At 63.7% G+C, this 12,215-nt stretch carries 10 protein-coding genes; 2 read left to right on the top strand and 8 right to left on the bottom strand.

The window, feature by feature from the left end:
* The coding region (locus Q3C01_RS30175) for an ABC transporter substrate-binding protein (protein ID WP_458148930.1) at positions 1–568 on the bottom strand (568 nt) is incomplete at its 3' end.
* A gap of 256 nt (positions 569–824) precedes the next feature.
* The gene (locus Q3C01_RS30170; RefSeq protein WP_458148929.1) at positions 825–2,132 is read right to left on the bottom strand and encodes an MFS transporter; all 1,308 of its coding nucleotides are present in this window, start codon (positions 2,130–2,132) and stop codon (positions 825–827) included.
* Between the two features lie 128 nt (positions 2,133–2,260).
* Between Q3C01_RS30170 and Q3C01_RS30165 the strand changes: the two genes are divergently transcribed.
* Positions 2,261–3,259, top strand: coding sequence for a LysR family transcriptional regulator (locus tag Q3C01_RS30165; RefSeq protein ID WP_458148928.1), 999 nt, complete (start codon positions 2,261–2,263; stop codon positions 3,257–3,259).
* On the opposite strand, the gene Q3C01_RS30160 is transcribed toward Q3C01_RS30165, so the two are convergent.
* From Q3C01_RS30160 to Q3C01_RS30145, 4 genes are read right to left on the bottom strand one after another with little or no spacing between them, the layout of a single operon-like run.
* Positions 3,213–4,289, bottom strand: coding sequence for an amidohydrolase family protein (locus Q3C01_RS30160; RefSeq protein WP_458148927.1), 1,077 nt, complete (start codon positions 4,287–4,289; stop codon positions 3,213–3,215). The two genes, Q3C01_RS30165 and Q3C01_RS30160, sit on opposite strands and share 47 nt — an antisense overlap.
* Positions 4,286–5,119, bottom strand: coding sequence for a citryl-CoA lyase (locus Q3C01_RS30155; RefSeq protein ID WP_458148926.1), 834 nt, complete (start codon positions 5,117–5,119; stop codon positions 4,286–4,288). The genes Q3C01_RS30160 and Q3C01_RS30155 overlap by 4 nt, the downstream gene beginning before the upstream one ends.
* A 22-nt stretch (positions 5,120–5,141) precedes the next feature.
* Entirely contained in the window at positions 5,142–6,419 is a 1,278-nt protein-coding gene (locus Q3C01_RS30150; RefSeq protein ID WP_458148925.1) for a CaiB/BaiF CoA transferase family protein, read from the bottom strand.
* Positions 6,420–6,457: 38 nt separating this feature from the next.
* On the bottom strand, positions 6,458–7,915 hold the full coding sequence (locus Q3C01_RS30145; RefSeq protein ID WP_458148924.1) for an SLC13 family permease: 1,458 nt from the start codon (positions 7,913–7,915) through the stop codon (positions 6,458–6,460).
* Positions 7,916–8,261: 346 nt separating this feature from the next.
* On the opposite strand from Q3C01_RS30145, the gene Q3C01_RS30140 reads away from it, so the two are divergent.
* Entirely contained in the window at positions 8,262–10,586 is a 2,325-nt protein-coding gene (locus Q3C01_RS30140) for a molybdopterin guanine dinucleotide-containing S/N-oxide reductase (protein ID WP_458148923.1), read from the top strand.
* A gap of 68 nt (positions 10,587–10,654) precedes the next feature.
* Here the strand turns inward: Q3C01_RS30140 and Q3C01_RS30135 are convergent, their stop codons facing one another.
* On the bottom strand, positions 10,655–11,887 hold the full coding sequence (locus tag Q3C01_RS30135) for an MFS transporter (RefSeq protein WP_458148922.1): 1,233 nt from the start codon (positions 11,885–11,887) through the stop codon (positions 10,655–10,657).
* The gene (locus Q3C01_RS30130) at positions 11,884–12,213 is read right to left on the bottom strand and encodes a hypothetical protein (protein WP_458148921.1); all 330 of its coding nucleotides are present in this window, start codon (positions 12,211–12,213) and stop codon (positions 11,884–11,886) included. The genes Q3C01_RS30135 and Q3C01_RS30130 overlap by 4 nt, the downstream gene beginning before the upstream one ends.
* Positions 12,214–12,215: the final 2 nt, after the last annotated feature.

The following is a 12,215-nucleotide window of genomic DNA, read 5'->3' as shown; positions in this document are numbered from 1 at the left end:
TCTTGAACTTCACCTTGACGGTGTGGTCGTCGATCTTCTCGACTGTGATGTCCTTGTAGGATCCCGTGGTGTATGCCGCGGTCGCGAGGTCCGCGGCATATGTCCAGGTGAAGACGACGTCGTCGGCGGTGAAGGGCTTGCCATCGTGCCACGTCACGCCCTGTTTCAGCTTCCAGGTCACGCTCGTGCCGTCCGCCGCAAGACCGCCGTTCGCCCTGGTCGGGACCTCGGCGGCGAGGCAGGGGATGAGGTTGCCCTCCTTGTCCCAGCCGGCGAGCGGCTCGAAGAAGATGCGCGAGGCGATCTGGTCCTTGGTGCCGAGCGCGAAATGCGGATTGAGCAGCGTCGGGGCCTGCCAAAGCAGGATCTTGAGCGGGCCGCCGCCGCCGGCCTTGGTCGGCTTGTATTGTAGCGTGGCGTCCGCCATCGCTACGTCGTTCCATGCCAGGATCTGGCTCGCGACAGGCGCAGCGATCCCCACCGCAGCCATCGTCTGGATGAACGAGCGTCGCGATAGCGTGCCTTGCTTCACCTCCGCGATGAGCTCGCGGATTTCGTTTTCGTCCATCGGCTGGCCTCTGCCTCTCAAAGAAGCCCATCATGTTTCATCATGGCGGACGCGGCAATGCCGACGAAGGTCGGGAAACCCTGCGACGAAATGGCATGTCTGCGCGTGTTGGGTTCGTTCGAGGATGACGTTACAGCTTGTTCCGTCATTGCGAGTCATCGGGCCGCGCAAAGCGCGGCCCGATGACAGGCTCCGCGAAGCAAATCCAGACTCTCGCCGCGGAGGGTTTCTGGATTGTTTCGCTGGGGGAAGGCCCTCACATCTTCTCGGCGACCAGTTTGAGGGTGCCGGCAATCCCTGTCGCCACGACGAGGATCACAGCCATCCCGATCATGCCGGCGTTGAAGGAGCCGGTCGCGTCCTTCAGAAGGCCGACCATATAGGGACCCACGAAGCCACCGAACGCACCGACAGAGTTGATGAACGCTATTCCCCCGGCCGCCGCGGCGCCCGTCAGGAAGCTCTGCGGGATCGTGTAGAAGACCGTCCGCGCGGAGATCGTGCCGACCAGCGCCAGTGTCAGGCAGGCAAGGGCGGGAACGAGCGAGGTGAAGACGACCGAGAGGGTCAGTCCAAGGGCGCCAAGGATCAAGGCGGCCATGAGATTGTAGATCTTCTGACCTTTCCGATCCACGAGACGAGCCCAGAACAGCATGCCGATCGTTGCGAAGAGGTACGGAACAGCCGAAAGCCACCCGACTTCCATGTTGCTCAGGCCGTGCCCCTTCAGGATCAATGGCAACCAGATGCCTATGCCGTAGGAGCCGATCGTGAAGGCGAAGGTGATCGCCGTGAGCATCAGCACCCGCGTATCTTTCATTGCGGCCCAGAGGTCCTTTTTGGGCTTGTCGTGCTTGTCGCCGGCGAGAGCGGACAGAAGCGCTTGTCGCTCCTGAGGCGTGAGCCATCGAGCCTGCTCGGGCCTGTCGGCGAGCAGAACGAGACATAGAATTCCGAGCACGCATGCCGGCAGGCCTTCGATCAGAAACATCCACTGCCAGCCGGCAAGCCCCCAGAATCCATCCATCCCAAGGAGGGCCGCCGAGATCGGACTGCCCAGCAGCGAGGAGAGCGGCGTCGCAGCCATGAACAACGCGAGCACGCTCGTCCGGTGCTTCTCGGGAAACCAGATCGAGATGTACCAGATCACGCCCGGAAAGAAGCCGGCCTCGAATACACCGAGGAGAAAGCGGATCAGGTAGAAGCTGTACGGTCCGGCCGCAAGCGCAGTCGCCGCTGCAGCAAGGCCCCAGGTGATCATGATGCGGGCCAGCCAGCGACGCGCACCGAACCGGTACATCATCATGTTGCTCGGCACTTCCAGAAGGCAGTAGCTGAAGAACAGGATTCCGGCGCCCCAGCCGAACTGAGTGGCGCTCAAGCCGATATCCTTGTTCATTTGCAATGCAGCAAAGCCGACGCTGGTGCGGTCGAGGTAGTTGAAGAGATAGGCGAGACCCAGAAGCGGGACCAAACGCCAGGTGTTCTTGGAAATGGCGCTTGCGAGCAGTCCCTCATCGGGACTTTCTTCGGTGAACGATCTGTTGGCCGTGATTTCGGTCATCCGCTGGTCCTCCCGCTTTCCGGGCCGGTTACCCTGACGGGGCCCAGCCGTGTTAGGCTCGACATGCCAGATCGAGCGGACAAGGGTCCAATCGCTAATGTTCAAGAACCGATAACCGGGAGGAAGAAGTGGACCTTCGCGACCTCACCTATTTTGAGGTGATTGCCGATTTGGGCCATATGGGCCGAGCCGCCGACAAACTCGGTCGCACGCAGCCGGCTCTGACAAAATGCATCCAGCGTCTCGAAGAGGCCGTAGGAGCCGATCTCTTCGAGCGGACGGGGCGCGGGATCACGCTCACGCGCGTCGGCGAGGTCCTTCTGGCACGCGCGCGACGAATGCGCGAGGCGATGGAGGAGTCGCTGCGCGAGGTCACCGACTTCGCCGCCGGTGCAGCCGGTCGCGTCAGTATCGGCTGCGGTGCGACAATGGGCGAATATTTGCTGCCCCAGATTTGCCGGGCCATCATCGCCGACGCGCCCGGACTGGCGATTGAAGTGCAGATTGGCATGAGTGGCGTCGTCAGGGCCGCGCTTCGTGAACGCGCCCTCGATCTTGCGATCGGGCCGATACTTCCCTCGGACGAGCAGGAGTTCAGGCACGAAGCGTTTGGCATGGACGAAGTGGTCGTCGTCGCAGCAAAGGATCATCCACTTTGCGGCAAGCGGCTTGCTATCGAGGATCTGGTCGCGTCGAAATGGGTGCTGCCGGCCCGCACCGTCGCCATGCGCCAGTGGCTCGACAACGTATTCGAAGCGCATGGTTTGCCGCCGCCGATCGTCCAGATCGAGACCAACTCGATCACGACGTTGCCCAAGCTGATCGCCGACACGGCGCTGCTCAGCTTTACGTCCACGCGAAACCTTCATCCGCTTCGACTGGGCAGCCAGCTCGACCGGTTGATGATCGACACCACGACGATGCGAAGGCCGCTCGGCTTCGTAACCCGCCGGGACGGCTATCTTTCTCCGGCCGCGCAGAGGGTCGTCGGCCTGCTCAAATCCAAAGGGCGCGATTTTCTCGAACAGGTCACGTTGCCCGGCATGACAGATGCCTCCGCGACCATGCCGGCAGCCGCGGTCAGTCGGGCTGAGCAAGTCCATAAACGCGTGCGACAGTCCCACTGAAGAGGTTCTCGCGGTCGCTCTCGCTTGTGTGACGTGTCAGGCGTTTGAATGCATTCCACCCCGATCCATATCCATAGGAGCCCTTGTCGACCGGAAAGTTGCTCTCGAACATGCATCGTTGCGCGCCAAATGCCTCGATGCAGACCTCGATGTAGGGCCGCCAGGCCGAAGCGAGGACTTCCGAGGTCGGCGGGACATCCCGCATCTCGAATCCGAATCCGTTGATGCGCATTCCGAGGCCACCGAGCTTGACGCAGACATTCTCGCATCTTGCAAGGTCGCGGATCGCGCGTGACCATTCGGCGAAGATGTCGTCGCGACGATCCCTGTAGGCTCCGATGCCCACGATCCCGCCGAGATGATCGAGCACGATTGTCGTTTGCGGGAACGCGCGCGCGAGCTCGGTCAATTCCGGGATTTGTGGGTGGAACAGCCATGCGTCGAAGACGAGTCCCAGCGGCGCGAGGCATGCAAATCCCGCTCGAAACGCGCCGTCGCGCAAGAGGCCCGGCGGGCCGGCGCTGAGCGGATTCATCAGACTTCGGTCGGCATCCCAGACGGTGATGTGCCGAATGCCGCGAAATCGACCTGGCGCTGCGGCGACATGGGCTTCCAGCACCGGCGTCACTCGGTCCCCGAGCCGCAAATCGGCATGACCGACAATTCCGGCACAAAGGCGCCGCGGACCGTAGTTGCCGCTCGCGCTCATGGCCGCGACACCGTTGATGTACTCGGTTTCGCCGACGACCCGCATTGGAGTTGGTCCGTCAGACCGGTACATCGCCTGGCATTGCATGAAGACGCTCGCCGTGACGTTATGGCCGCTTCCGGCGATATCCGCGAGATACTCGTCGAACAGGTATCTCCAGTTCTGCCTGTCCCAGAGATGATGATGGGCGTCGATGATCGGCAGTTCAGGTTCGAGTGCCTCCTCGAAGCCGCGCGCCAGCCAGTCCGGCCGCACGGCGAGATAGTTACCGCCCCCCGACCGAGAGGCGGAGCCGCTGCCTTCGGCTTGGGATTGAGTCATTTTGCGAAATCCCGTGGCGCGGGCCCGGTGTAACGATAGGGGATGCCCGGCGGCATGGGCCCCTTGATCCGGCCGCCCTGCTGCGATTGCTCCCATGCATGCGCGAGGATGCCGACCGAACGCGAGAGAATGAACAGGCCGCGACCCAGCGCCGGCGAAAAGCCCAGTTCCGAATAGATGACGGCGGTGGCCCCGTCGATGTTCATGGGGATCTTTTGGCCCTTGCGCCGCTGCATCAGGTCTTCGACTCCGCGGCCGATCTCTGCAAAGCGCCCGGACACCACCCTGTTCTCTCGTGCTGCATCGACGAGCTCGAGAAGCCGAGGTGACCGGGGATCAATCGGATGAAAGCGGTGTCCGAATCCGGGCACGATCTTTCCGTTTGCTGCGATGAAGGCGTCGAGGCCCTGTTCGATGGCCATCTTCAGCTCGACGCCGGCGTCCCGACGCCGCGCGATGTCGGCGTATAGCTCCATGCATTGTTCGCCGGCGCCGCCGTGCACGTCGTCCAGGACGTTGATGGCCGAGGCCATCGCGCCATTCAGAGGAAGACCACATGTCACGGCCATCCGTCCGATTGCGATCGACGGTGCTTGGGGACCGTGGTCCACGGCGGCGACAAGCGCGGCTTCCAGGAGGGCTCCTTGCTCGGGGGACGGAAGCTCGCCCTTCAGCATCAGCCATATCATTTGTGGGAACGACACCCGGCCGATCAGTTGCTCGATCGGAAAGCCGCGGAACCGGATCACGCCCGGCTTCATGTCGATGATGTCGGTCGACCACCATTGGGTCGCCTTTTGCAGCAGATCTGCGGAGCCTTGATCGGTCATGACGTCTCTCCTCGATCGCTTGTCAGGTGCTTGAGGTTTCGGCGCGCGCCTTCAGATCCGGCATCCTGACCGTCTCCTTGACTGTCGGCCGGTTGTCGAACGCGACGACGCCGCGCCGGCCGAACGCCTCGATGTCGCCGTCCGCGAAGCCGAGCTGTCTGAGCCACTTCTCGGTGTCCTGGCCGAGACTGGGTGGCGGCAACGGTTCCGGATAGTCCGCCTCGAGCCGGAAGCCCGGGCGGGTGACGCGCATCGTCTGGCCGCCTGACACATTCGCCTTCAGGCTTTCGACAAACTTGCGACCGACGATTTGCTCCTCCTTGAGCACCTGCGGCACGCTGAGAACGCATCCCGCAGGGACGCCTTTCGCATTGAACAGCGTCTCCCATTCGGCTGCGGATTTGGCGGCAAGAGCGACTTCGAGCTCCTGCTTCAGAGCCGCGCTGTGATCCTTTCTCGACTGGCGCTCGCGAAACCGCGGATCGGACTTCAGCCCCGGCTTTCCGACGATGTCGCACAGCGCCTCATACTGTTTCTGCTCGTTTGCCGCGATGTTGAGCGGCCCGGAGCCCGTCGTGAACGTGCCGGACGGCGCTGCCGTGAAGTTCTCGTTGCCGATCGGTTGCGGATCGACATTGCCGTTGAGGTGATTGGAAACCACCCAGCCCATCGCAGCCAGGGTCGATTCAAGCAGGGAGACGTCGATGTGCCGTCCGCGTCCGGTCTGCCGTTGCTCGACGAGTGCGGCCGTGATCGCAAAGGATGCGGTGAGACCAGCAATCGTGTCGGCAATCGGAAAGCCGGTGCGCAAGGGGGCGGTGTTGGCATCGCCCGTGACGCTCATGACGCCCGAAAGTCCTTGAACGATCTGATCGTAAGCGGGCCGGCCCGCCCAGGGGCCGTCCTGTCCGAAGCCGGAGATCGCGCAATAAATGATGCGCGGATTGCGCTTTGCGAGCACCTCATAGCCGAGCCCCAGCCGTTCCATGACCTTCGGGCGAAAATTCTCAAGCACGACGTCGGCCGTTTCGACGAGGCGGAGGAAGATCTCCTTGCCTTCATCGGCCTTGAAATCGATGGCGACGGATTGCTTGTCCGCGTTGACTGCGACGAACGACAACCCCATCAGGTTCTTGGCCATCGCGGGATCAGCGCCGAGTCGGCGCGCAAGATCGCCGCCCTTTGGATTTTCGATCTTGATGACCTCGGCGCCGAGGCGTGCAAGTTGATAGCCGCAGAACGGACCGGCGAGCACGTTTGAGAGATCGAGGACGCGAATGCCGGCGAGTGGCAATGTCATGTGTTGTGCTCCGGATATGTGAATTGATGCTCGAGAGATCAGACCAGGCCAAGCCAGTGCCACCAGGTCGCGGCGCACAGGGCGTAGAGAAGGCAGGCGACGATGCAGACGACGACACCTACTTTCGGGAAATCCTCGACCCGCAATCGGCCCGTTCCATAGACGAGGATGCTTGGTAGCGTGTTGTAGAACATGAGGAGCGGGTAACCGCCGATGATCATGCCGGCCGGCAGTGCCAGCGCGACCGGATTGACACCGGCCGTTCCGGCCATCGCCAGGATGATCGGCAGCAGAGCTGTCGCCATGGCGGTCGTGCCGACGAACGTCACGTGCATGAATTGCACGATGAACATCACGACCACGATGACGACGAGTGTCGACGCACCGGCCAGGCCGAGCGCGTGGAAGATCGAACTGGCCAGCCAGCTGGCGGCGCCCGTCTTCAGAAGGATATCGCCGAGCGAAACGCCGCCACCCGCGATGAGCAGCACCTGCCAGGAAACGCCCTTGTTGGCATCGTTCCAGTCGATCACGCCGAAGCGGGGAAGAAACAGCAGACAGGCCCCCATCAGGCAGACGACCGTCGTGTCGAGCCCGGTCAGGCCCTGCGTCGCCCACAGACAGGTCACGAGGACGAACACGCCCAAGGCACGCCATTCGGCGGAAGACATCCTCCCCATCGCAGCGAGATTCTGCGAAATCCGCGCGTCGGCCTGCTCATGACCGGCCTTGAACTCGGGCGGAAAGACGCGCTGGATGAACCACCAGGTGAACATGGTCATGACCAGCGCCGGCGGGAATCCGTAGATCAGCCATTCGGCATAGGTGATCGTATGACCGCTGGTCTTCGCGACGAACTCGACCGTCACGGGGTTTGGCACCGTCGCTGTCAGCACGCCGGCGCCGATCGTCGCGTTCGTCATCGTCAGAGTGAGAAGCAAATTGATCGCGAACGGCGAACGCGCACCTGCTCCGAAGATCGTCAGGATGCTGAGGCACTCTGGCAGCAGGATCGCCGTGCGTGCCGTCGATGACGGAACGAGAAACGCAAGCGCGATATTGACGAGCGTCACGCCGAGCGTGATCTGTGTCGGCGCGCTGCCGAACCGCGCCAGAATGACGTAAGTGATGCGCTCCGCAAGCCGGGTCTTCACCATGGCGGTCGCGAGGATGAAGGCGCCGACGATGAGATACACGGGCGAGGCGGAGAAGCCGTCAAGTGCCGTCTTGAGGCTAGCCGTTCCGGTCAGGACCGCGAGCGGTACGACCATCAGGCTGGCGATGGCCAACGGCATCGCCTCGGTGAGGTAAAGAACGAAAATGCCGCCAAAGAGCGCAAGCGCCTTGTGTCCCTGCAAGGACAGCGATTCCGGCGTGGGGCTGAACCAGATGGCGGCCGCGATCACGATGGCGAGGGGAACGCCGACCGTCCTGAGCGTGGCCTCCAGCGATCGAGGCGCGTGCTCGCTTCCCTCCGCGTGCGCGTGAGATGACACGTGTTTTCTCCCTGTCGAAGCATTCGGCGATGGATCGGTGCCATCACGGATTTGGAGTCGTGCTTCGCGGTGGGAATAACTCGCGGGTCAAACCTGCGTCCAATTGCAAGTTTTCAGGAGACCATAACCGGCGGGAATGTGCTCGGCTGTGTCGGCCGGCACCCGGTGAACCGAGGACCACGGCCGAAGCATCAAAGGCCGTGGTCCGTGCGACCTGCGCGATGCGGCTACCACTTGTGCATTTCTGACGCCGGTAATGCGTTGCCCCCTGGCGGAACGGATCACTATACTGCCAGGACGATTGCGACAGCAGCGGACGAACAGCGCTCCGCGACAGGACCACGCGATGGATGATATGATTGGCTTCCCCGATCCCGGCCTCGACCTGTCGGAGGGCTTCAAGCCGCACACTTCGCACTGGGGTGTGTTCTCGGCGCGCAACAGTGAGGCCGGGTTGGAAGTCAGGCATTATGCGGGGGATCCAGATCCGAGCGGCATCATCGACAATTTTCCCGGCGCGCTGCGCCACCAGGCGCGCATCGCCCAGCCCGCGATCCGCCGCGGCTGGCTCGAGCGTGGGCCCGGCCCCGATGGTCGCCGCGGCCGCGACGAGTTCGTTTCCGTCAGCTGGGAGAAGGCGCTCGACCTCCTGGGGGACGAGCTGACGCGCATCCGCGACACGCGCGGTCCGTCGGCTGTGTTCGGCGGCTCCTATGGCTGGGCGAGTGCGGGCCGCTTCCATCACGCCCAGAGCCAGGTGCATCGCTTCCTCAACATCGCGATGGGCGGCTATGTGCGGTCGGTCAACAGCTATTCCTCGGGCGCATCCTCGGTGCTGCTGCCGCAGATTTTGGCGGGCTACGAAGACATCACGAGGCGCAACGTCACTTGGGAGCAGATCGCGACCGAGACCGAAATCGTGCTGGCGTTCGGCGGCATGGCGCTGAAGAACTCCATGGTGGCGGGCGGCTCGATCAGCAAGCACGTCGAGCGCGGCGCCATGAGTGCCGCGCGCCGGCGCGGCTGCGAGTTCATCCTGGTCAGCCCGCTGCGTGACGATCTGCCGGTGGAGGCGGGTGCCGAATGGATGACCTGCGTGCCCGGGACCGACACCGCGCTGATGCTCGGCATCGTCCACACGCTGGTGGCCGAGGGCCTGCACGATCAGGCTTTCCTCGATCGCTACACCGAAGGCTGGCCGGTCTTTTTGCGCTATCTGGCCGGCGAGAGCGACGGGCGAGCCAAGAGCGCGGAATGGGCCGCCGCGATCTGCGGCGTCGATGCGCCGACGATCCGCAAGCTGGCGCATCGCCTGGCCGGCAAAAGGGCGCTCATCACCGTTTCGCATTCGCTCCAGCGCGCCGAGCATGGCGAGCAGCCGGTGTGGATGGGCATGGTGCTGGCGGCAGCGCTCGGGCAGATCGGTCTTCCCGGCGCTGGCTACGCCTATTCGCTAGGGGCGATCGGCTATTACGGCCGCCGCGTCAACGACGTGCCGGGGCCGACGCTGGGGCAGGGCCGCAACGGTGTCGCCGATTTCATTCCGGTGGCGCGCATCGCCGACATGCTGCTCAATCCCGGCACGACCTATTATCGCTACAATGGCGAAACGCGCACTTATCCGGATATCCGGCTCGTCTATTGGGCCGGCGGCAATCCCTTCCATCACCACCAGGACATCAACCGCCTGCGCAAGGCTTTTGCGAAAGTGGACACGCTGGTCGTGCACGAGCTCGCCTGGACCGCGACGGCCCGGCACGCCGACATCGTGCTCCCCTCGACGATGACGCTCGAGCGCGACGACATCGGCTACTCGGCCAACGATCCCTTGATGGTCGCCATGCACAGGATCGCCGAGCCGTTTGGGCTTGCGCGTGACGACTATGAGATATTTGCCGATCTTGCCGATCGCCTCGGCGTGCGCGAACCCTTCACCGAAGGCCGCACGTCTCGGCAGTGGCTGCAACACTTCTATGAGCCGACCCGCGCGTCGCTTGCCAGGCGCGGCCTGGAAGCGCCGAGCTTCGAAGAGTTCTGGGAGCGCGGCAGCCTCGTCGTGCCGCAACAGCCCGACGACGGCGGCAGGCTGCGCCGCTTCCGCGAGGATCCCGTCAATCACGCTCTACCGACGCCGAGCGGCCGCATCGAGATTTTTTCGCAAAGGATCGCCGGCCATGGCGATGCGGATTGTCCGGGCCATCCGGTCTGGCTCGAGAAGACCGACGTGCCGAAGCCAGGCTCGCCGTGTTTCCTCGTCGCCAACCAGCCGGTGACGCGCCTGCACAGTCAGCTCGACTTCGGCGGCCATTCGGTTGCAGCAAAACATCGCGGCCGCGAGGTCGCGCGCATGAATCCGCGCGACGCCGATGCTCGCGGGATCAAGGATGGCGACATCATCCGCCTGTTCAACGAACGCGGCGCCTGCCTTGCTGCGGTGCATGTCACCGACGGCATCGCGCCCGGTGTAGTCCAGCTGCCGACCGGCGCGTGGTACGATCCGATGGATCCGGAGGATGAAGCGCCGCTTTGCGTTCACGGCAATCCGAACGTGCTCACCCGCGACATCGGCACCTCGTCCTTTGCGCAAGGCTGCACCGGCCAGCTCACGACCGTCGAGGTGGAGCGCTTCACCGGCAACCTGCCCCCGATCCGCGCGTTCGATCCAGTGTAGCGGACGCGGCGCGTCGATTTGCCTGAGTACTCAGCCCGTGGGCTAACCCCGTCGGGCTGGTGTCGTCATCACCGCTGTTGCCGCAGATTGAGCTCGCTCTCTTGCGAGCGATGATAAAACACGCCGATCGCGACGATTGCCGCTGCAAAGCCCGCGGTCGCGCCGACGCCAAGCGCCCATCGCGGGCCAAGGTGATCGGCGACCCATCCGACGATCGGTGCGCCGATGGGCGTGCCGCCCAGCGCGACACCGAGCCTTAGCGCCATCACGCGTCCGCGCATCGCCGGCTCTGTCGAGAGCTGCATCAGCGCGTTCGACGTGTTCATGACGGTCAGCGCAGCCACGCCGATCACGACCAGCGCGCCGGCGAACAGCCAGTAACCCGGCGCCAGCGCGGCCAGCGTACAGCCGAGGCCAAAGATCGCAGCACCCAGCAGCAGCGAATTGAAGCGCGGCCGCTCGCGGCTTGCGGCGAGCAGCGCTCCCGACATCGTCCCGATCGCCATCATCGAGGACAGCAGGCCAAATCCGCGTGCATCGGTATGGAAGACGCCGACGGCCATGGTCGAGATGAAGATCGGGAAGTTGAGCCCGAAGGTTCCGATCAAGAACAGCATGATCAGGGTTGCCCTGAGCTCGGAGCGGGACCAGACATAGTGAAACCCCTGTAGGACGCTGCCCTTGGTGCGGTGGGCGCGCGCATTGGGGCGAAGCTCCGATGTGCGCAGCAAGGACAGCGACGTCAGCACCGCCATGAACGACGCGCCATTGAACAGGAACGCCCAGCCGGTACCGACGGAGGCGATGACGAGGCCGGCGACCGCGGGCCCGACCATGCGTGCGGCGTTGAACGAGGTGGAGTTCAGCGCGATCGCGTTCGACAGATCAGCATCGCCCACCAGCTCGGCCACGAAGGTCTGGCGTACCGGGGCATCGAGCGCTGCACTGCAGCCGAACAGGAAGGCGAAGGTGTAGACATGCCAGAGCTGCACCAGTCCGGTGACCGTGAGAACGCCGAGCACGAGTGCCAGCGCGCCCATCGTCGCCTGGGTGGCCATCAGAAGCTTGCGCTGGTTGAAATGATCCGCGGCAAAGCCGGACCACGGCATCAGCAAAAGTTGCGGTCCGAACTGCAGCGCCATCACGACGCCGACAGCAGACGCACTATGATGCGTGAGCTGGGTAAGAACGAGCCAATCCTGGGCGGCGCGCTGCATCCATGTTCCGATGTTGGACACCAGCGCGCCGGCTGCCCAGACCCGGTAGTTGAAGCTCCGTAACGATCGAAACACGCGTCTCATGTGCGCTGAGGTTCGTTGCCGCCGTGAAACCGTCCGAACCGCCGCGCCAGGAACAGGCCGATCAGGAGTCCGCCGAGGCCAAGCGCGGCGACGTCGCTCGTGCTCCTCAGTGCGAAATCACCGACGCGGCAGACGAGGAGATACCCGACCAGGAGGTTGAAGAAGCCCCACAGGATGTTGACGGTCGACGTGGATAGACCCTCGCCCGGTGGCTTTGCGAAGGGTGTCTGGAACGGCTCTCCCATCATGCCGGCGACGACATGGGGAATGGCGTTGGTGAGGAAGGCGCCGCCGAAAAAGTACACGACGAGGTCAAGCCAGTTCATGC

It is taken from the genome of Bradyrhizobium sp. UFLA05-109 (assembly GCF_054185165.1).
The sequence above is the reverse complement of the archived record's forward strand: the minus strand, read 5'-3'. Positions and strand labels throughout refer to the sequence as shown.